Here is a 21009-nt window from a genome sequence, read left to right as displayed (position 1 = left end):
TATCCGAAGACTATTAAGCGATAGAAGCGGCACGAGCAGGTGAAATGGGGAGAGGGTTTGCGGTTGTGGCTGATGAAGTACGAACGTTAGCAGGTAACTCCCAGTCCTCATCCAATGAAATTGACAACTTAGTTAAAACGACAGTGTCAAAAATTGAGGAACTGGCGCAGCTCATCCAGAAAATAGATGGGTAGCAAAAAGTAAAAAGCCTTGGCAGTGTTGCCAAGGCTTTAGCATTCTCATTAAGTCACGTTGTTAAACGTGAGGCAACAAATGTCTTAGAAACGATACTCAACACCAATACTGGCTTGCTTAAGATCGGTTTCAAAATCGGTGTCGTCGATGTCATCAAACGCTTCGTCTGCATCAAGCTCTGTATCATAAACAGTGTACTCGGCGTTTACTAAAAAGTTACTAGTAATCGCGTAGCTTAGACCTGCGCCTACAAACAAGCTTTCGTCATCGTTATCACGTGAAACGCCAGCAAAGTTATACTCGGTTTCTGACCAAAGTTGACCTGCTTTCGCGTAGAGAGAAAAACGCTCTGTTAATGGAAGAATACCCTTGATCGCCGCTGTGTAGCCGTCTGTTTCAGCGCCTGCAAGGTCGTTACCGTAATCACCAAAATCGATGTAACCACCTTCAATTGCAATCCACTCATTAAATTTATATCCAACTAGGCCTTGCCAAACATCTTTGTCATCGTCAAAGTCATCTTCACCTTCAACGCGTAGGTAACCGTAATTACCACCTACATAAAAACCACTGTCTTTTGCTTCAATTTGATTTGATTGAGCATGCGCACCGAATGAAGCCATAGCACTGATAGAGGCAACAGCTGCAAGTCCGGTAAGTGTCTTAAGTGTGTTTTTCATAAGTTCATCCTCATTACTTCTTTAACATTCCATCGACTTCTTATCTGAAGTTAATGCGTCTTTAATTGCATCATCTCTGTATCAATTGCTGTGCCATGGTAGAAATTGCAGAATGTATTTCAATTAGATGAAAACTTTACATAAACCGGCACTTTTTAGTTGGTTATTTAGCCGCTTATAGAAAGTATGGAAAAGTTTCACTCTTCAAAAAGCGAAAAAATTTCCCAATCTCTGAAAGAGATTCACAGATCTAGCTCATTTTCCGCATTACATGGTTCTACTGAGCGACAGTCGATTACGTCATAAAGTGAACTGGGTTTTTAATGTATTGAAATTAATCAACTTTTCATTGATTGGATTTTCTAATCAGTTGAATTCATTTTATCAACTGTAAATATTCTTTAAGCCTGTCTATCTTTTAACTGCTCATGAGGTAAACAAAATGTTAACAAATTAGTGGTGTGATTCGCACTCACGCTTTGGTAACTACAACAAACTCAGACGGGAAAAGACCATGACTATAAACAGGTTTAAAAAAACCACAGTATCAGTACTTGTTGCCTTATCGCTTGGTGCAACAGGGGCTATTGCCAACGATCAAATTAGTAAGCCTGCGGGTGCTAAAGGCACGGGCACTGCTAAAGCTTTTCAAGCGAAAAATAATCAATTTTGGTGGCCTGATCAGCTCGATCTCTCTCCGTTAAGAGATCACGATAATCGCTCAAACCCACTAGGTGATGATTTCAGTTATGCAAAGGCATTCGCTAAGCTAGATCTCGACCAAGTAAAAAAAGATGTTAATGAGCTACTCACTACTTCTCAAGATTGGTGGCCGGCCGACTTCGGAAATTATGGTCCTTTCTTCATTCGACTTTCATGGCACAGTGCAGGTACCTATCGTACGCTAGATGGTCGTGGCGGTGGTGACGGTGGTCAAATGCGTTTTGATCCGCTGAACAGCTGGCCAGACAACGGAAACCTTGATAAAGCGCGTCGCTTGCTTTGGCCTATTAAGCAAAAGTACGGTGAAAGTTTATCTTGGGGCGACTTAATGATCCTTGCGGGTACCGTAGGCATGGAAAACATGGGCTTTGACACCTATGGATTTGCGGGTGGTCGTACCGACGACTGGGAACCTGACATGGTTTATTGGGGCCCAGAAGTGGAAATGCTTGCGAGCGATCGTGAAGAGCGCGACGGTAAGCTTCAGCGTCCGTTGGGGGCAACGCACATGGGCTTGATCTATGTTAACCCTGAAGGCCCTAAAGGTGTGCCTGATCCGATGGGATCTGCTAAAAATATTCGCACTGCATTCGGCCGTATGGCGATGAATGATGAAGAGACCGTTGCGCTAATAGCGGGTGGTCATACATTTGGAAAAATGCACGGCGCACACAAGCCTGCTGATTGTTTAGAAGCTGAGCCAGGCGGTGCAGGCTTAGAAGAGCAGGGACTAGGTTGGAAGAACAATTGCGGTAAAGGCAATGCAGAAGACACTGTAACGAGCGGTTTGGAAGGTGCTTGGACACAGCTACCTACTAAATGGACGAGCCTATATCTTCAAAACTTATTGGGCTTTGAGTGGAAACAAACTCGCAGTCCTGCCGGCGCTATCCAGTGGATCCCTACCGATGAATCGCTTCATAAATCAGTACCAGATGCGCACGTAGAAGGTAAGAAAAATCCTCCTGTGATGACCACAGCTGACTTGGCGCTTAAGTATGATCCAGAGTATCGAAAAATTGCCGAGCGCTTCTTAGCGGATCCCAAAGAGTATCAAACGGCATTTGCTAAAGCGTGGTTCAAGCTAACTCACCGTGATATGGGTCCTAAGGCACGTTACTTGGGTAACGATATCCCAGAAGAGAACTTCATCTGGCAAGATCCAGTGCCTAAAGCTGACTATAAAGCGATCTCTGAAAAAGACGTTAAGAAACTTAAAGCTGACATCTTAGACAGTGGCTTAACCGTTCAGCAGCTTGTGAAAACGGCTTGGGCAGCGGCAGCAAGCTTCCGAGCATCTGACTTACGCGGTGGAGCGAACGGTGCTCGTATTGCCCTTGAACCGCAAATGAATTGGGAAGCCAACGAGCCTGAAACCGTTCAAGCCGTTGTTTCTAAGCTTAAAGAGATGCAAGAAGACTACAATTCACGCATGTTTTCTAAGAAGAAAGTATCGCTTGCTGACCTCATTGTGATTGGCGGCGCGGCAGCAATTGAAAAAGCAGCGGCAGATGCTGGCGTCAAGGTTACTGTGCCAGTGGTTCCTGGTCGAACTGATGCTACCCAAGAGCAAACAGACGTTAATTCGTTTTCATTGTTAGAGCCAACAGCCGATGCGTTTAGAAACTATTACAACGCAGAAGCTAGCTATCGTTCGCCAACCGACATGCTGGTAGACAAAGCCGATCAGCTTAATCTAACAGTACCAGAAATGACTGTTTTGCTTGGTGGTTTGCGTTCATTGGGAGCAAATACAGGTGGCACTAGCCACGGTGTATTTACTGACAAAGTAGGCACGCTTAACAACGATTTCTTCGTAACGCTTCTTGATATGGGCGTTAAGTGGAGAAAAACAGATAACCCGTCGGTATATGAAGGTGTAAACAGAACTACTGGTGAAGTTATGTATACAGGTACGCCTGTAGACCTGGTCTTTGGATCAAACAGTGAGCTGCGTGCAGTGGCCGAAGTTTATGCCTACGACAACGCGAAAAGCCGTTTTGTTAAAGACTTCGTCGACGCTTGGACCAAAGTGATGACGCTAGACCGTTTCGATTTACGTCACGATCTAAACGCCAGCTTGGGTAAATAGATGCGGTATAACTGCTATCGCGAATTAGCTTAACAACTAATTCTCAATAGACATAAAACTAAAAGGGCGCTTCCGCGCCCTTTTTAATTGATTTCTATAAGTTGTGTTATGAATTCTTAAAGTGATTAAAACGCCCGCGAGACCATCGCAAACCCATCTTTAATTCGATACACTGAACCTTTATTTTTCGCTTCTACAGACAATTACCACAATGGCTAGTCTTCAACGAACGTTGGTCAATTTAGAAATGCTAAGCGACGATATTAATGCACTTCACGTCGACGCACTTAATACGCACGCCCACATTAAGCTTTTACACAATGTGTTGAATGAGCTAGAGAACGCCGAGCAATTTGTTGCCTTAGAAACAGAGGCCAGTTTCCAAAAGTCGTTATCTGGCTCACTGTTTGAGAACATATTTGAACGAAAGCGTATGGTAGGTGTTTACATAAAGCTGGTGGGCTATGTTATTACAGCGTGGGAAGCGACCAATAAAGCGAATGCAATCATCAGTGAAAACTTCGATTCAAGTGCCGATAAGCGATTGGAGTTACTGCAGGTAAAAGCAATAAAAGCCAAATCTCAATTAAAAACTGTAGCGTCAGCGATGGGCAAAGAAGACTATGCAAAGTTTGTCCAGACGTTAGGTCTGTCTGCCCAAGAGTGGCAATGGGATACACTCCGCGCTAGGTTTTAGCCAGCGCGAAGGTATGACCGAAAGCGCTCATGTCATGAGCGAGTTTAGCTACGGTGTGGTATTTCGAATACCAATGCCTTGTTCGTTGATAACTCTTACTTCGCGTTGAGGGAACGGTATTTCAATGTTGTGCTCGCGTAATGTTTCAAACACAGTAAGCAGCAAATCGCCACCAACGCGGTTCTTACCATCGTCAACACCTTCCATCCAAAACTCAACAAACATATTAACGCCAGAATCGCCAAAGCTATCTATTTCGCAGTCAGGCAGTTCTTCAAAAGGGATACCTTCGCCACTGATCACTTGTGGATGCTCTGAAACGGCTTCTTTAATGATTTCAACCATGGCGCGGATATCTGTTTTGTAGGCAACAGAAAAGTCGATACGATAACGCTGCTTCTGATTTTTGTGTGTCCAGTTAATGAGCAAAGAGCTGATGAACTTTTCGTTTGGCACCAGCACATCTTTACCGTCATAAGTCTCTAACACGGCGTAGCGCATTTTAAACTCTCTAACGATACCTTTTTGCCCATCTTCTAACTCGACGTAATCGCCAACGGTTAGCGATTTATCTAGCAAGATTATGATGCCCGAAATGAAGTTCGAAGCAATAGACTGAAGACCTAGACCTAAACCCACACCGACGGCACCACCGAATACGGCTAGTGCGGTAAGGTCGATTCCCATCACATTGAGCAATAAGAGAAACACCACACAGAACAGGGCAACTTCAAATAACTTTGCAAAGACCTCTTTTGTAGAAACATCCAGAGACTTATGGTTTCGGATAATATCCTGACCAATAGCATTTGAGCTGCGACCCAGCCAGAATAGCAGTCCTCCGAATAGCAATACCCTTGTTACGCCGTAAGCTGAAATTTCGACATTGCCTACCGATATAGCCATTGCTTCCAATTCTGAAGTGATAAGGGGAAGCACACCAACAAGGTGTAAAAACAAAATAGGTAGCCCCACCCAGCGCATAAATGCGGCGATGGTGTGGTTTTCGACGAAACCAGAGATTAAAGAGTTCACAAAGAGCATGAGCGCAACAACCACGGCTATTTCCAACAGCCATGCATCAAACTGGAACTGAGCGCCTAACACAGTAGTAAGCTTTAGCATGCTAATGGTGATAAGCGGGAATAACGCTTGACCAAGGTTGTACAAAAAGCCGTGCATGGTATGTGCGCCTTGCTGCGGCTTTTCCCTAGTAAATTTAAATGGCTTCTTTACTTGTCGGGCAAGTAAAAACGCAACGCAATAAATAATTGCGATTGTCATCAGCTGAATTACAAAGCTATCGGACATGACCGATTCTTTGACCAACGCCAACTTTTCTTCAAAGTGCTGGGTTAAACTATCAACATTCATGTGTTCTACTTCACTTGTTTACCACGCTGCAGTAGCGTGGATGTAATTAAAGCGTGGAATAACTGCGCGCTTTTTATCTGTTATAACAAATATGGTAAAGCTTTTTTTGCCTATCCAACATAAATTGACTATCAATTTACCTTTTATTCCAAAAAAGTTGATGTTTCAGGGCCTATAAAAGGCGCGTATCAACCGAATTTTGAACAAAAAATGCGCTGGTGGCTTTCCGTTTTTAGTGGTAGACTCCGCGCGCAATTTGTAAGAGTAAACACCTACGTTCTTTTCTTGATGTCAAACACCAATAAGCCAAGTTGGCAATGGCGTGTCTCTTTAGGTTTTCCCAGTAATCTATAACCCCACGGTTAGCAATAAAGCACTAGCGCTTATACCTTTGCGGTATGCAATTTTTTATAAATACCTATGACAGGAGTTTGTTAATGTCATTTACCCAATTAGGGCTCGCTGAACCCTTGTTAAAAGCTATTGAAAAACGAGGATTTAGTACACCATCACCAATCCAGGAAAAGGCAATACCAGAAGTATTGCAAGGAAAGGATGTGTTGGCAGCTGCGCAAACGGGAACAGGGAAAACTGCAGGATTTGGACTTCCTATTTTACAGAGATTGATGGAAGGACAACCTGTATCTGGCAACAATGTTCGGGCACTTATCTTAACACCCACACGAGAACTTGCTGCTCAGGTAGAAGAGAGCATCAGAGCGTTCAGCGAGTTTTTGCCGTTAAAAACTGCTGTGGTATTTGGTGGTGTAGGCATTAATCCTCAAATGATGAAGCTGCGTAAAGGTGTGGATGTGTTAATTGCTACGCCTGGACGATTGCTTGACCTCTACCAGCAAAACGCTGTTAAGTTTTCTCAGCTTGAAGTGTTGGTATTGGATGAAGCCGACAGAATGCTTGATATGGGCTTTATTCACGACATTAAGAGAGTATTGAAGCTATTGCCACAAGAGCGTCAAAGCTTACTGTTTTCAGCCACGTTTTCTGATGAAATCACTGCGCTGGCGAAAACAATAACGCGCAACCCTGTGAGTATTTCAACCGCGCCAGCCAATACCACGGTAGAAGCGGTTCAGCAGCACTTAGTGACCATTGATAAATCTAAAAAGACGACCGCGCTTATTTGTCTGATCAAACAGCAGAAGTGGGAGCAGGTGTTAGTATTTAGCCGCACGAAACACGGTGCTAATCGTATTGCAGAAAAGCTAACTCGGTCAAAAATTCCAAGTGCCGCTATTCACGGTAATAAAAGCCAAGGAGCGAGAACTAAAGCGCTTGCTGACTTTAAAAATGGCGCAATTAAAGTGCTGGTAGCCACCGATATCGCAGCACGCGGCATCGACATCAGTGAGCTCCCCGTTGTTGTTAACTTAGACTTACCTAATACACCTGCCGATTATGTTCACAGAATTGGTCGCACAGGCCGTGCCGGCGCTAGCGGACAGGCTTGGTCATTTGTGTGTGCCGAAGAGCTACAAAATCTGAAAGATATTGAAACGCTTATTCAAAAGCTGCTGCCGCGTGAAACGTTGGAAGGTTTTGAGCCACAGCAGGCCGTGCCTGCTACCACGCTTTCTAAGCCGAAAAAAACTAAAAAGCCGAAAAAGCCGAAAGCACCACAAGGTGAGGACCTTAGTGAAGGCAAAAGAAGTGGCGATAATAAGAAAGCGGGTCAACGCCAAGGCAACCGTGGCGGAAATGGGGACTCGCGTACCGGTAAACCGAATTCGCGCAACAATAATGGTGGAAAGCCTGTAGGTCAAAGACGTTCAGGTAGCGAAGGTAATGCGGCTAGACGACCAGCTAAACGCAGAAGTAATCCGTCAAATAACGCAAAAGCGTAAACAGTTGAACTGCGCTTCATAAAACCGAGTTTATTAAAAAAGGGCCGTTGGAAAGGCCCTTTTTAATGTCCGTATTCTTTGTTGCGTCACCTTGATGTAGAACCACTATACTTGCGATAACACGCCGCGATTACGAACATCTTAAATCTCGCTGAGTAGGTAATGAATTATGTGGACTGGTATTAATTATGTTCCCACGAAAACGGATTGTAGTGTCGCAATGCTGGCGTGGTGTTGACTCCGTTGCCATTCTCAGAATCTAACGTAAGCTCGGCGCGCTTTATCAGCGTTTTTTGCAGTTCAGTGCGAAACCCTTTGGTCTCTTTCCATAGCTCGTTTAGCCCTTGTGGGGTATTACCTTGTAAATCTAGCGCAAGTAGCGGACCGAGTTTGTCATAAGCGCTTTGTAATCTGAGTGCTTGCTCTTTATTGTAAGCTTCTTCTTCATCTGTCGCTTCCCAGTTAATAAACGGGGCTTTTTGCGCAGTTGTCATTGCAGGAAAGCGAGAGAAATACTGAATGTACTCCCATAAGGGAATGCTGTCAGCGCGCCCCCATATATCCATTGACGTTCTGTTTAACAATGCGCTGGTTTTAGGTTCAACCACCATTACTGTTGGTGTGGCGTAATAAATGGGGTAGTCAAATCGCTCGGTTATATTTCTTCTGTCTTCAAGTGTTCCCACATCAACAAATACGGTTTCATAATGAGCGCGTAGAATAAGGTCCATTTCCTTTGTCGCAAAACGCTCAGCTAAGCCAGTACTGTCGTGGCACCACTGAGCACCCAGAACAACCAAAAGTAATTTGCTTTGTTCCACAGCTCGCTGCTGTGCATTGACCACATCTTGATAGGGTGATGCAGACGGAGCGTAAGTGTAAGGACTTTCATTTTGAGTACTTACACAGCCATTTAACGTGGTGAAAGTGGCAATTAGGACAGCAATGTTCAGGCACTGTCTAAAAAAACGGGCTCGGCGAGTAATGAAATTTTTTTGCATACGGTTATCAAAATAGTAGTTAAATCAACAGCAATGTAGCATAAAAAGGATGCAGCGACGCACCTAAAACGCAGTGGAGTAACTTAAGCACTGTAGGGCAAAGTCAGGCAAACTCGGGTGCCTGTTGGTTTGTTCTGGGAAATATCAAACTCACCATTTATCAACTTTGCGCGTTCTCTCATCGACAGCAGGCCGAGTGTGGGTTCAGCGTTTGCTAAGTGGGCAAAATGCTCAGGGATGCCGCCGCCGTCGTCAGTGACGATAAACACGGCACTGTGTTGCGCATAGTTGATATCAATACTGAGCGACGTCGCATTGGCATATTTTATACTGTTTGTCACCGCTTCCTGCACAATGCGATAGATATGTATTTTCTGGTCTGAATCGAACGGTACTGGCGTGCCGCTAACGTTAAACGAATAGTCTATGTTTGCGCGCTTGAGCGTGGTAATGATCTCTGAACGTTGGATCACGCTTTCAATGGGAAGTGTATCAATACCGGACGGACGTAATCCTCCTAAGCTTTTCTTCATTGCGTGGTATAGAGCATCTATCTTATTGAGCATCATGTCGTTGTCGCTTTCTCTGCTATCTAGCGACAGTTGAAGTTTCAAATCGACTATGCGGTGACCAAAGTCGTCGTGTAAATCCCGCGATAAGCGCTTTCGTTCATCTTCTTGCACTACCACTAATTGACTGGCCAGTGCCTGAGCGCTTTGCACCGATAGTTCAAGAGCCTCGTTTTTCTTCGCAAGCTTCATATTCAGCAAGGTAGATTGGTTAATTGACGCACCCAATATGAGGCAACTTGTACATGATGCTAAGATGTAAAACTGATGCTCAATGGGAGGAAGTGCGCTCTGGCTTGCCACCACGAACGCAGTAATACCTATGAGTAAACACGAAAACGCACTGCCAACTATGGCATAGCGATACGATAAAAACAGCGCGGGGAAAACCGCTAGATACTTAACCTGATAGCTGATGTTAATTTGTTGGGAGTAGGCATAGCTGCTCAGCATCAGCAAAACTAGCCAAGCGATTGTTGTAAGGTACAGTACTAAGTGACTCTTAGGGATAGATGGCCGTTTATATAATGCGAAAAGAAAAGGACAAAGAACGACAATTCCTACAAAGTCACCTAATGAAAAATCAAACAAAATAGAAAGAAAAACCTCTATGCCTGTTTGCAGTTCAATAGCCCTTCTGCCCAAAAATACCGCCCCAAGAGCAACACTTATAAGAACACCAAAAGCCAACGTGGCAAGGGTGCTGGAAACATTGTCTATATAAGGTGCGCTAAAGCGACGTCTGAATAAATAAACGCATGTACAAATTACCGCGGGTGACAGCACTAAATGGACTAAATACCAACCTATGGTTCCACTTAAAAACGCCGTATTGTCGAGAATGCCACCGGGGTGAAATAAAATGAAGTGGGTTGATTTTTCTGCGATGAGTAGCAGTGGCCAGCTGTAAATTGGCAGTAGTAAAAACGCCGCCAGGCGAACTCCAGCAGGCAAATACCAGCTCACCGTACCTGAAATAATTTCAAATTGGGTGCTGAACAACCACACGCCGTGAAATAGCGCGGTATAACCTAATCCCATGAGTAAATAGGTAACGTTGAAATACCGCGTTAAATTCATCAATTTGCTTTGACTAGCGTGTCGTCGTAGATAACGTCAGAAACGTCGAGGTACCCAGTTTCTAACGCAATTCTAAGTAAACCAAATTGGGAGGTTACATTGAGTTTCTTGTAAATATTAGTTCTATGAACCATCACTGTTTTCGGGGCAGTATCTATGTAGTAAGCAATCTGTTTTGGCTGGAATCCTTTTGCTAACAGTAAGAAAATTTCCTTTTCCCTTTCAGTAAGGATAGAGGTTAGCTGTTTATCACCGAAAGCTAACTTTTTACTAATATCAGTGCTTAGATAATTCTCGTCTTTTTCTAGAGCTTCCAACGCGTCCATTAACTCTTTGGTGGCGGCATTCTTTGTAACGTAGCCATCGGCGCCGAGCTCAAGCGCTTTACTAATATAGCCTACATGATCATACATGCTCAGCATTAAGCACTTTATAAACGGCGCGTCTTTCTTGATTTTTATCAGCGTGTCGAAACCACTTTCCTGTGCTAATGAGATATCTAGAATGGCAACGTCAATATCGTCTAACGTAGCGAAGGAGGGAAGAGCATCCAGAGAGCTTACTGCGTAAGAAACATGCCAGCCATACTCTTGCTCGATGAGTGTTTTAATGCCATCCCTTACAATTTCGTGATCGTCAATAATGAGTATGTGCATGAAAAAAATGCTTATTATTTCTTAATGCATCAAGTGCACGTTGTATTTGGCTTATAGTGAATAAGCCGATGGCTTAGAGTTGGGACATATTTGTTGAAATACGACGGTTAATATCGTTTTGTAATGTGCTAAAAATAGCCGATTTATAAACGTTCAGTAAATTAAATATAAGTAAATTATCTCGATAAAAGCGGCTTACCCCCTTTGTTAATAATGGTGTTAGTGTATAGTTCAACACCAAGTCATTCCTTCCATTATTTCAACACACAGAGAGAACCATGACCGTAAACGTTGACACTCAGTCTTTGATTGCATCAATGCGCGATGTAGTAGGGCAGGCCTATTTGTTAACTGATAAAGCGAAGAAGCAGCCTTACACTAAAGGGTTTCGTTTTGGTGCGGGCGAAGCGCTTGCGGTAGTGCGCCCAGGAACGCTTGTCGAAATTTGGCGAGTGCTAAAGCTGTGTGTTGAAGCAGATGTTGCGGTTATTATGCAGGCGGCCAATACAGGGTTAACAGGCGGCTCTACGCCAGATGGTAAAGATTACGACAGGCCTCTCGTTATTATCAGTACTATGCGTATTGATGATATTCAGTTAGTCGACAATGGAAAGCAAATTGTTGGCTTGGCTGGGAGCACCTTGTTTGGATTGGAAGAGACGCTTGCGCCTTATGGTCGCGAACCTCACTCTGTGATTGGTTCTTCATGTATTGGCGCATCGATCGTGGGCGGAATATGTAACAATTCAGGTGGAGCTTTGGTCAAGCGAGGCCCTGCCTATACTGAACTAGCGCTTTTTGCCCAAATTGACGCCAATGGCAATCTATCTTTGGTAAACAACCTGGGGATTAACCTAGGTAGCGAGCCAGAAGAGATTCTGAATAATCTTGAGAACAAACGTTACAAACAAGCTGACGTTCAGCACCCTGACGCCCGTGCATCAGACAACGAGTATGATGCACGAGTTCGAGACGTTGATTCAGACACACCTTCGCGCTTCAACAATGACGGCAGAAGACTTCATGATGCTTCAGGCTGTGCAGGTAAGCTTGCCGTGTTCGCAGTGAGGTTAGACACCTTTCCTATTCCTGAGAAAAAGCAGGTATTTTATGTGGGGTCTAACGACGCCGCAGTGTTTACCAAAGTGCGTCGCGACATACTTTCTACTTTCAAGAACTTGCCTGACTCGGGTGAGTACCTTCACCGTGACTGCTACGACGTATCAAAGAAATACGGTAAAGATATGTTTATCGTTATCAGCAAGCTTGGCGCCAAGTTTATTCCTAAGCTGTTTGCATTTAAGCGCAAATTTGACGCATTTACTGACAAACTGGGCTTCTTACCCAACAAGATGTCAGATCGCGTTATGCAATATATGAGCTACGTTTTTCCTAACCACTTGCCTAAGCGAATGGAAGAGTACAGAGACAAGTATCAGCACCATTGGATATTGGAGATGAGCAATGACGGGGTAGATGAGGCCAAAGCCTACCTTGATGCTTTCTTTAAAACCAATGAAGGTAGTTATTTTGAGTGTACAGAAGAAGAAGCTAACAAGGCTATTTTGCATCGCTTTGTTGCTGGAGGCGCGATAGGTCGTTACCACGTGATGCACAGCAAAGACGTGGGCGCTATGATGACCATCGATGTTGCACTTCGCCGCAACGATCCCGACTGGTTTGAAGTGCTGCCTAAAGAAATAGACGACCAGATAGACACAAAACTGTATTACGGCCATTTATTCTGCCACGTAATGCACCAGAATTACGTGTTGAAAAAAGGGGCGGATGCCAAATTGTTAAAGGGTAAAATTCTGGAAACTTTTGATGCGAGAAGCGCTGAATATCCAGCAGAGCACAATGTGGGACACGAGTACTTTGCAAAAGATGCGCTGAAAAACTTTTACCGAGAATTAGACCCAACCAATAGTTTTAACCCGGGAATAGGCAAAACCACCAAACTTAAAAATTGGGCTGAGCATGATGGAAGTTGTTGTGGTGGGCATCATTAAGCGCAACTAACGCTTCCAGCCACTTGTGCATTGATAAAAGAGCCATAAAAAATGAAGTGACCCCCAATAGTTGGACTATCCAATTACTGGGGGTCTTTTTAGTGGCCTTGGTGCCAGCGATACTAAAAAGCGAGAGAGTCGAGGTTAAGTTCACTGACTGATTTTGCACCGCATAGTGTCATCGCGACATGCATTTCCTGTTTGTACAGCTCGAGTAAGGTCTCTACCCCTTGTTGGCCTTCAGCAGCAAGTGCATAAATAAAAGAGCGCCCTAGTAAAGTACAATCGGCACCTAGTGCCAGCATTCTCACCACGTCCAAGCCGTTACGAATACCTGAGTCTACGAAAATACTTAGATCGCCTTTCACCGCGCTAGCAATCGCTGGAAGGGCTTTAGCGGTGGACAGCACGCCATCTAGCTGACGACCGCCGTGATTGGATACTACAATGCCTTCTGCGCCAAAACTCAGCGCATCTTTGGCATCTTGTTCAGTTAAAATGCCTTTGATAATCATTGGGCCGTCCCAAAACTCTCTGATCCATTCTAAGTCTTTCCAACTGATAGACGGATCGAAATTAGCGCCCAACCAGCCAATATAGTCTTCCAACTGGGTCGGTTCGCCACGATAAGTAGAAATATTGCCAAGATCATGAGGCTTACCGAATACGCCTACATCAAATGCCCAACGAGGATGAGTCATCGCTTGCAGTACGCGACGGCTTGCAGCAAATGGCCCACTCATACCTGAGTGTTTATCGCGATAGCGAGCCCCTGGTACAGGCATATCTACGGTAAAAACTAACGTTGTTACACCCGCTGCTTTGGCGCGCTCTAGAACATTCTTCATAAAGCCGCGATCGCGAAGTACATACAGCTGAAACCACATTGGACGTTCAATGGCTGGTGCGACTTCTTCAATAGGACATACTGACACCGTCGACATGGTAAACGGTATGCCTTTGTTTGCTGCCGCTTTAGCAGCTTGCACTTCGCCACGTCGCGCATACATTCCAGTTAATCCCACGGGAGCAAGGGCAATAGGTAAAGCCAATTGTTCACCAAAGACCGTTGTAGAAAGGTCAAGCGACGACATATTTCTCAGCACTTGCTGCTTTAATGCAATGTCAGCCAAGTCAGTTTCATTGCGTTTAAGTGTATGCTCTCGATAGGCACCACCATCAATGTAGTGAAATAGGAACGGCGGTAATATTTTTTGCGCAGCGCGTCGATAATCAGTCGGCGATGAAATAATCATGTCTTTAATCGATTGTAATTAACTTGGTAAAAATATAACGTTTCTCGCCTTAGGGATATACGGCAACAATGAAATTTATCTTTTCCAAAAGTGAAGTAATAACGTGAGAGCAGACGATTTAATTCTCTTTGCACAAATTGCGGAGATGGGCAGTTTTAGCAAAGTGGCAGAGGCGAACAACATTACCAACTCGGTAGTCAGTAAGCGCATAGCAAAGCTTGAAAAAGAGCTGGGAACGCAGCTTTTGTATCGCACTACTCGCAAACTCACGCTTACCGAAGCGGGTCAAGCTTTGAAGCAAGGCGCCATGAATGTAAAGGCGTCCACGCAGGAAGCTATCGACACAATTTCTGGATACAGTGAACAAATATCCGGACACATTAAAATGTCGGTTCCAACTATTTCGGGCGATTTACTGTTAGCCGATGCGGTAGCTGAGTTTTGTACCCTTCATCCAGGGCTAAGCGTTGATATGTCTATGGATAATCGATTTGTGAATTTAGTCGAGGAAGGGTTTGATCTCGTTATTCGAACGGGATATTTGGAAGACTCAAGTCTAATCGCGCGGCACTTTTTAGATTCCCATTGGGTGGTTTGCACATCGCCAGATTACATTAGACGAAAGGGCAGGCCCAAAGCACCTGAGGATTTGAGCTTTCACAACTGTTTGTTGTATTCCTATCACACATCCGGCGCAAGGGAGTGGGAGTTTACGTCGTCTCAAGGCAGTTACACCATTACCGTAGATGGCGCATTTTCAAGTGACAACGCAGGGGCGCTTCGCAAAGCAGCCCTTACTGGTAGAGGTATTGCCTACGTACCTAAATGTTTGGTGTTCGAAGATTTATGTAATGGAACACTGGTCGATTTGTTTCCAGAGCGGGTAGGTAAGGTGTTAGGCGTTTATGCCGTTTATCCTTACAGCCGCCAGCCATCTCGAAAAATTAAGCTGTTAATTGAACATATCAGGCAGCGCTATTTATCTATGTCTGATTATTTTTGATAAGCCAGAGGCAATCACGCCCGTTAATCTCTTTTTTCAGATCAGGTCGTTGCCGCTTGGAGCGCCTTATTTACTTGAAATCACGGTCTGTAGCGCCAAAAAAAGAATATATCTGGGTAATTATCTGAACCAAAGCAAATCCTCACTAGTAGAAAAAAGCAGCTTTTAAGTTTTCGCAGGGTTTCAACTTACCTGTCAGTGAAAAGGGATTTGCTATGAAAGGCCAAAAAAACAACTCAACCATACTTATTCCGGTATTTCTCCCCGCCGTTGCCATTATTTTGCTGTTGGTCATCGGTACAATAAGTAACCCGGAACTTGCCGGTGAGGCGTTCGATAGTACGTTGGCTTGGATAACGGAAAGTTTTGGCTGGTTCTACATGTTGTCAGTGGCCATCTTTTTAGTGTTTATTGTATCGGTGGCCTCATCAAGTTGGGGGAACATAAAATTAGGCCCTGATCACGCAGAACCCCAATACAGTTTTCCGGAATGGTTTTCCATGTTGTTTTCGGCAGGTTACGGTGTTGCGCTGCTTTACTTTGGTGTAGCAGAGCCGGTACTGCATTACTCATCGCCGCCTGCTGGGGCTGCTGAAACTGTTGATGCGGCAAAGCAGGCAATGCAAATTGCGTTTTTTCACTGGGGTTTTCATATTTGGGCCATCTATGGCTTAGTGGGCTTAGTCCTTGCCTATTTCGCATTCCGACACGGTCTTCCGTTATCCATTCGCTCAGCTTTGTATCCGCTCATCGGAGATAAAATATATGGTCCCATTGGTCACTCGGTAGATGTTTTCGCGATTTTAGGTACCTTATTTGGCATCGCTACCACGCTTGGCCTGTCTGTTACCCAAATTAATGCTGGGCTTAACTATCTTTCCGGTGACATCCCCATCGACATTATGGTGCAGGTAGGCACTATCGCTATTGTAACCTTAGCGGCAACCATATCGGTGATTGCAGGTATGGACAAAGGCATCAAGCGCCTTTCTATTCTGAACATGCTTTTAGCGGTATCGCTGATGGGCACAGTCTTTATCATGGGAGAAACCGTACACATATTAGAGACCTTCCTGCAGAACACGGGAAGCTATGTTAACGGTATTATCGAGCGCACGTTCAACCTTCAGGCGTACAGTCGCAGCGATTGGATTGGGAACTGGACGCTGTTTATTTTTGGTTGGACTATCGCATGGGCTCCGTTTGTGGGCATGTTTATCGCCAAGATAAGTCGGGGCAGAACTATCAGACAATTCGTGTTTGGTGTGATGCTGGTGCCTACAATGTTCACTTTCCTTTGGTTCTCAGTATTTGGTGATACAGCCTTAAATGCCATTATGAACCAAGGCGTTTCGACGCTTATCAATGATGTTCAGGAAAACGAAGCCGTTGCTTTATTTAAGCTTTATGATTTGCTTCCTGGCTCATCCATTATGTCTGGCTTAACTGTACTGTTGATCATTACCTTTTTCGTCACCTCATCTGACTCAGGGTCGCTGGTTATCGACTCGCTTGCCTCTGGTGGGAAAGAGGAAAGCCCGGTATGGCAGCGTATCTTCTGGGCGTGTTTGGAAGGAACCGTTGCAGCAGTGTTGCTGTTGGCTGGTGGACTGAATGCCCTACAAACCATGACCATTGCGAGCGCATTACCATTCGCCTTCATTATGCTAGCGTCTGCAGCAGGTCTATGGCGTGCGCTTGTCATTGAAGGCTATCGAAATAACAGTTTGAAGGCGAATACACTGAATCGAAACCACGGTCGCTCTGCAAGCCTAAAAGGGCGTCTCGCAGCCATGGTGGATTACCCCAGCCGAAATGAGGTGCATGAGTTTATTGATAAAACTGTGATTGCAGCGATGAAAGACGTACAGGCTGCTTTGAAAGCGAGAGAGTGGGAGGCGTTTGTCAAGCTTGATGAGGAAACGGGAAGGGCCATCTTCACTGTTGAGCGTCACGATCACATGGATTTTATCTACGATATTCGTATGACCGAGTATTTAGTCCCAGGCTTTAGCTACGCAGAACTGCGTTCAGAAGAAGACGAGTCAGAAAAATATTTTCGTGCTGAAGTATTCCTTCGCCGCGGAGGACAAGCTTACGATATTTACGGATATGACAAAGAGAGTATTACTAAGGACATCTTAGATCAGTTCGAAAGTTATCTGCACTTCCTCGATACCAGCCCAGGCGAACTGCCTTGGGAAATGGATGCGTATGATGACATGTTGACGCAGCCTAGAGGAAATGATTAAACCGCGGATGGCTTAGAAAGAAAATCGGAGAGAAAAAGCGTAGACGCAGTTTGTTTAAAAAAAAGAGCGAGTAAAATCCTTTACTCGCTCAGTAAGAAGGCCACCTCTTCTGAGGGAAAGTAGCCGTCGGAGAACTGTTAGTTTTCTCTTACGCTAATCGGTTGATTATTGAAGAGAAATCCATCCCTGCATTGCCTTCTTCGCAGTGCATTTCAAACCACTTTGCAGCAAGCTCACCCATAGGTACTTGCGCGTTGACGCCCTTCGCGCCTTGCATGGCAAGACCTAAGTCTTTAAGCATAAGTGCAGAGGCGAAGCCGCCAGCAAAATCGTTATCAGCAGGGCTTTGTGGCCCCACACCTTTTACAGGACAATAGCTGGTCATTGACCACGTTTGACCTGATGCATTAGACGCAATATCGAAGAAAACTTGCGCGTCTAAACCAAGCTTTTTGGCCAGTTGAAAGCTTTCACACGTCGCAATCATGGTTGCGCCAAGTAACATATTGTTACAAATCTTCGCTGCTTGCCCTGCACCATGGCCGCCCGCATGAACAATTTTTTTGCCCATTGCGTTCAACACGCCGTGAGCTTTGTCAAACGCGTCAGCGTCGCCGCCCACCATAAACGTAAGTGTGCCGCCGGCAGCTGCCGCAACACCACCAGAAACCGGCGCATCAAGCATTTTAAGGCCTTTTTTCTCTGCCAGTTCTGACACACTCTTTGCCGTTTCTACGTCAATAGTAGAGCAATCAATAAGCAAAGTGCCTTCGCGTACAGAAGACAGGATCTGATTTGAATAGATATCTTTTACGTGTTTGCCTGCAGGCAACATTGTAATAACGATGTCAGCTTCAGAAACAGCCTGCTCGGTACTTTGTGCAATGGTACAGCCGGCTTCTTTGGCTTTGGCCAGCGCCACTTCGCTTAAGTCGAAAGCCAATACGTTGTAATCGCTTTTAACCAGGTTATTTGCCATACCTGAGCCCATATTACCTAGGCCAATAAATGCAACTGTGGTCATGATTGTCTCCTCGCTTAGCCCATGGTTGGAATAACAAAAGCGTTGTCGTTCGTATCTGAGCCATCAGGCCAGCGCTGAGTAATCGTTTTAACTTTGGTCCAGAATTTCACACCTTCCATACCGTGCTGGTTGGTGTCACCAAATGCAGAGCGCTTCCAGCCCCCAAACGTATGGTAGGCAACTGGCACAGGAATAGGCACGTTAATCCCCACCATGCCTACGTTTACACGCTGAGCAAATTCGCGCGCTGCATGGCCATTACGGGTGTACATAGCAACGCCATTACCGTATTGGTGGTCGCTTGCTAAGTTGACTGCTTCGTTGAAATCTTTCGCGCGCACCATTTGCAGTACTGGACCGAAAATCTCTTCTTGGTATGAACGCATGTCCTTAGTCACGTGGTCGAAGAAGGTTGGGCCGATGAAATAGCCCTGGCTGTCGCTAGGAATTTGGCTGGTTCGGCCATCGTAAACAAGCTCGGCGCCTTCTTCTATGCAAAGGTCGATATAGCCTTCAACGCGCTCTTTGTGAGCAGCAGTAACCACGGGACCATAATGGGCGTTAGGATCTTCACTATGACTTACCATAATGTCTTTAATAGCTGGAATAAGCTTGGCTTTCAGTTTTTCAGCGGTTTCATCGCCCACCGGAACAACAACTGGCAGCGCCATACAGCGTTCACCAGCACTGCCGTATGCAGCACCTACCAGGTCGGTTACCACCTGATCTAAATCAGCATCAGGCATCACGATGCCATGGTTTTTAGCGCCGCCCATAGCCTGAACGCGCTTACCAGCACGAGCACCGCGCTCATAAACATAGTTGGCAATATCAGAAGAGCCTACAAAGCTCACAGCCTTGATAGTTTGATGATCCAAAATACCATCAACCACTTCTTTATTACCGTGAACAACGTTTAGCACACCTGCAGGAAGGCCAGCTTCAATCATAAGCTTTGCCAATTCAACAGGTACTGACGGATCGCGCTCTGATGGCTTTAGAATAAACGCGTTACCGCAGGCAATGGCAACGCCGAACATCCACATTGGGATCATGGCCGGGAAGTTAAATGGCGTAATACCTGCCACTACACCCAGTGCTTGGCGCATGGAATACACATCGATTCCTGGGCCTGCGCCTTCGGTATATTCACCTTTTTGCGCATGAGGGATACCACAGGCAAATTCGATAACTTCAAGGCCGCGCTGAATATCACCTTGCGCATCAACCAACACTTTACCGTGCTCGCTTGATAATAGTGCCGCTAAGCGATCGCGGTTTGCTTCAACTAACTCTTTAAACTTGAACATAACACGAGCGCGTCGTTGAGGATTTGTTGCTGCCCACTCAACCTGTGCAGCTTGAGCTGTCTCAATTGCATAGGCCAAAGTTGAAGTGTTAGCCAAGCTTACTTCAGCCTGAACTTCACCTGTGTTGGGCGCAAATACCGACGCGGTATTTTCGCTGCTATCCTCAAAATCTTTACCGGCAATAAAGTGAACAATCTTTCTCATGACATAGCTCCTGTAATTTTTAACAATATTGAAACCTTGTGTTTGCAAAGACAATACATATACTTGCAGCATGGTGCTGTAAAAATGCAGGTGTTTAAGTGAATTGGGACGACATGCGTTTGTTTCTTGGTTTGGCAAGAAATGGTCGTGTAGCTATTGCAGCTAAAGGCTTGAAGGTAGACCCTACGACATTAATTCGTCGTGTAAAAAAACTGGAGGACTCATTAAATTGTAAGTTGTTCGAGCTAACAAAAAAAGGGTATGTGCTAACCACACATGGCAGTGAGTTAGTCACGTATATCGAAAAAGCAGAACATTATTTCTTAGAGGCACAAAATGAATTAGGTGATGAACGCTCGCATTTGGCAGGTACGATCAGAGTGAGTGTTTCTGAAGGTTTCGGTAGCTGGTTTTTAGCGCCTTTACTACCCGATTTTAAAAAGCAGTATCCGGGGATCAGTATTGAGCTTGTGGCAACCAGCGGCTTTTTAAACCTGAACAAACGAGAAGCCGATATGGCTATCTTGTTAGAAAAGCCCAGTAAGGGCTTGCTGGTTACACAAAAATTAACTGACTATAACCTCTATCTTTATACCCACCAGTCCCTTATCAGCGACAACGAACCACGAACATTACAAGAGCTCACCGCGTTCAATTTAGTGAGCTACGTGCCCGATTTGGTTTACGCCCCCCAGTTGAAGTTCATTGAAGAGACCGCGCTGTCACAGTTAAGTGCCCTTCGCAGCACCAGTATTAATGCGCAGTATCAAATGCTTGTAAATGGCGCAGGGGTAGGCATTCTGCCTAAGTTTATGGCTGAAACTCAGCCAGGCTTAGTTAGACTCATTGAAAACGAGATTCATATTAAGCGTACGTTCTGGCTTGCTACACACAAAGAGACTCATTCTCAGGCACGCTTTCAGGTATTTACAAAATGGCTTACAGATAAAGTTACGCAATACCATTCAAAATTTCTCGACTAAAAAATTAGACGTTTATCTACTGTCTTTTGCAGGGTA

General features: G+C 45.0%; 15 protein-coding genes and 1 pseudogene. 8 read left to right on the top strand and 8 right to left on the bottom strand.

What is annotated here, in order from left to right:
• Positions 1–17: 17 nt before the first annotated feature.
• Positions 18–194 (top strand): annotated as a pseudogene (locus tag ACX5KA_RS17200) (methyl-accepting chemotaxis protein); the annotation flags it as partial.
• An 84-nt stretch (positions 195–278) separates the two neighbouring features.
• Here the strand turns inward: ACX5KA_RS17200 and ACX5KA_RS17195 are convergent.
• A complete protein-coding gene (locus tag ACX5KA_RS17195; protein ID WP_014949483.1) occupies positions 279–875 on the bottom strand; it encodes a porin family protein in 597 nt (198 codons plus the stop codon).
• Positions 876–1389: 514 nt separating this feature from the next.
• Between ACX5KA_RS17195 and katG the strand changes: the two genes are divergently transcribed.
• Positions 1390–3690, top strand: a complete 2301-nt coding sequence (gene katG / locus ACX5KA_RS17190) for a catalase/peroxidase HPI (protein ID WP_342325741.1) — start codon at positions 1390–1392, stop codon at positions 3688–3690.
• 211 nt (positions 3691–3901) lie between these two features.
• A complete protein-coding gene (locus tag ACX5KA_RS17185) occupies positions 3902–4387 on the top strand; it encodes a hypothetical protein (RefSeq protein WP_014977392.1) in 486 nt (161 codons plus the stop codon).
• A gap of 48 nt (positions 4388–4435) precedes the next feature.
• On the opposite strand, the gene ACX5KA_RS17180 is transcribed toward ACX5KA_RS17185, so the two are convergent.
• On the bottom strand, positions 4436–5761 hold the full coding sequence (locus tag ACX5KA_RS17180; protein WP_458731745.1) for a mechanosensitive ion channel family protein: 1326 nt from the start codon (positions 5759–5761) through the stop codon (positions 4436–4438).
• A 437-nt stretch (positions 5762–6198) separates the two neighbouring features.
• Here ACX5KA_RS17180 and ACX5KA_RS17175 point away from each other — a divergent pair, with 437 nt between their 5' ends.
• The gene (locus tag ACX5KA_RS17175) at positions 6199–7623 is read left to right on the top strand and encodes a DEAD/DEAH box helicase (RefSeq protein WP_458731744.1); all 1425 of its coding nucleotides are present in this window, start codon (positions 6199–6201) and stop codon (positions 7621–7623) included.
• Between the two features lie 182 nt (positions 7624–7805).
• Here ACX5KA_RS17175 and ACX5KA_RS17170 read toward each other — a convergent pair whose 3' ends face one another.
• The 3 genes from ACX5KA_RS17170 to ACX5KA_RS17160 form a co-directional block, all read right to left on the bottom strand.
• Positions 7806–8624 carry a thioredoxin family protein gene (locus ACX5KA_RS17170; protein WP_156086933.1) on the bottom strand — a complete coding sequence of 273 codons (819 nt, stop codon included), beginning with the start codon at positions 8622–8624 and terminating at the stop codon, positions 7806–7808.
• A gap of 83 nt (positions 8625–8707) precedes the next feature.
• On the bottom strand, positions 8708–10273 hold the full coding sequence (locus ACX5KA_RS17165; RefSeq protein WP_458731743.1) for an ATP-binding protein: 1566 nt from the start codon (positions 10271–10273) through the stop codon (positions 8708–8710).
• Positions 10273–10929 carry a response regulator transcription factor gene (locus ACX5KA_RS17160; protein ID WP_049588829.1) on the bottom strand — a complete coding sequence of 219 codons (657 nt, stop codon included), beginning with the start codon at positions 10927–10929 and terminating at the stop codon, positions 10273–10275. The genes ACX5KA_RS17165 and ACX5KA_RS17160 overlap by 1 nt, the downstream gene beginning before the upstream one ends.
• A 278-nt stretch (positions 10930–11207) precedes the next feature.
• Here ACX5KA_RS17160 and dld point away from each other — a divergent pair, with 278 nt between their 5' ends.
• On the top strand, positions 11208–12941 hold the full coding sequence (dld, locus tag ACX5KA_RS17155) for a D-lactate dehydrogenase (protein ID WP_370135859.1): 1734 nt from the start codon (positions 11208–11210) through the stop codon (positions 12939–12941).
• 122 nt (positions 12942–13063) lie between these two features.
• Here dld and lldD read toward each other — a convergent pair whose 3' ends face one another.
• Complete coding sequence (gene lldD, locus ACX5KA_RS17150) at positions 13064–14197, bottom strand: FMN-dependent L-lactate dehydrogenase LldD (RefSeq protein ID WP_061095850.1); 1134 nt, start codon at positions 14195–14197, stop codon at positions 13064–13066.
• 103 nt (positions 14198–14300) lie between these two features.
• On the opposite strand from lldD, the gene ACX5KA_RS17145 reads away from it, so the two are divergent.
• Positions 14301–15200, top strand: a complete 900-nt coding sequence (locus ACX5KA_RS17145; RefSeq protein ID WP_458731742.1) for a LysR family transcriptional regulator — start codon at positions 14301–14303, stop codon at positions 15198–15200.
• A 215-nt stretch (positions 15201–15415) separates the two neighbouring features.
• On the top strand, positions 15416–17452 hold the full coding sequence (locus tag ACX5KA_RS17140; protein WP_458731741.1) for a BCCT family transporter: 2037 nt from the start codon (positions 15416–15418) through the stop codon (positions 17450–17452).
• Positions 17453–17600: 148 nt separating this feature from the next.
• On the opposite strand, the gene mmsB is transcribed toward ACX5KA_RS17140, so the two are convergent.
• The gene (gene mmsB / locus ACX5KA_RS17135; protein ID WP_458731740.1) at positions 17601–18476 is read right to left on the bottom strand and encodes a 3-hydroxyisobutyrate dehydrogenase; all 876 of its coding nucleotides are present in this window, start codon (positions 18474–18476) and stop codon (positions 17601–17603) included.
• Positions 18477–18490: 14 nt separating this feature from the next.
• Positions 18491–19990, bottom strand: a complete 1500-nt coding sequence (locus ACX5KA_RS17130; protein ID WP_014999516.1) for a CoA-acylating methylmalonate-semialdehyde dehydrogenase — start codon at positions 19988–19990, stop codon at positions 18491–18493.
• A 98-nt stretch (positions 19991–20088) separates the two neighbouring features.
• Between ACX5KA_RS17130 and ACX5KA_RS17125 the strand changes: the two genes are divergently transcribed.
• Positions 20089–20973, top strand: a complete 885-nt coding sequence (locus ACX5KA_RS17125; RefSeq protein WP_014950688.1) for a LysR family transcriptional regulator — start codon at positions 20089–20091, stop codon at positions 20971–20973.
• Positions 20974–21009: the final 36 nt, after the last annotated feature.

Source organism: Alteromonas alvinellae (genome assembly GCF_902705805.1).
This window is presented reverse-complemented; position numbering and strand designations above follow the sequence as displayed.

Excerpts from the sequence above, each read along its gene's own strand:
- ACX5KA_RS17195 (WP_014949483.1), bottom strand. The coding sequence starts at position 875 with ATGAAAAACACACTTAAGACACTTACCGGACTTGCAGCTGTTGCCTCT.
- katG (WP_342325741.1), top strand. The coding sequence starts at position 1,390 with ATGACTATAAACAGGTTTAAAAAAACCACAGTATCAGTACTTGTTGCC.
- ACX5KA_RS17185 (WP_014977392.1), top strand. The coding sequence starts at position 3,902 with ATGGCTAGTCTTCAACGAACGTTGGTCAATTTAGAAATGCTAAGCGAC.
- ACX5KA_RS17180 (WP_458731745.1), bottom strand. The coding sequence starts at position 5,761 with ATGAATGTTGATAGTTTAACCCAGCACTTTGAAGAAAAGTTGGCGTTG.
- ACX5KA_RS17175 (WP_458731744.1), top strand. The coding sequence starts at position 6,199 with ATGTCATTTACCCAATTAGGGCTCGCTGAACCCTTGTTAAAAGCTATT.
- ACX5KA_RS17170 (WP_156086933.1), bottom strand. The coding sequence starts at position 8,624 with ATGCAAAAAAATTTCATTACTCGCCGAGCCCGTTTTTTTAGACAGTGC.
- ACX5KA_RS17165 (WP_458731743.1), bottom strand. The coding sequence starts at position 10,273 with ATGAATTTAACGCGGTATTTCAACGTTACCTATTTACTCATGGGATTA.
- ACX5KA_RS17160 (WP_049588829.1), bottom strand. The coding sequence starts at position 10,929 with ATGCACATACTCATTATTGACGATCACGAAATTGTAAGGGATGGCATT.
- dld (WP_370135859.1), top strand. The coding sequence starts at position 11,208 with ATGACCGTAAACGTTGACACTCAGTCTTTGATTGCATCAATGCGCGAT.
- lldD (WP_061095850.1), bottom strand. The coding sequence starts at position 14,197 with ATGATTATTTCATCGCCGACTGATTATCGACGCGCTGCGCAAAAAATA.
- ACX5KA_RS17140 (WP_458731741.1), top strand. The coding sequence starts at position 15,416 with ATGAAAGGCCAAAAAAACAACTCAACCATACTTATTCCGGTATTTCTC.
- mmsB (WP_458731740.1), bottom strand. The coding sequence starts at position 18,476 with ATGACCACAGTTGCATTTATTGGCCTAGGTAATATGGGCTCAGGTATG.
- ACX5KA_RS17130 (WP_014999516.1), bottom strand. The coding sequence starts at position 19,990 with ATGAGAAAGATTGTTCACTTTATTGCCGGTAAAGATTTTGAGGATAGC.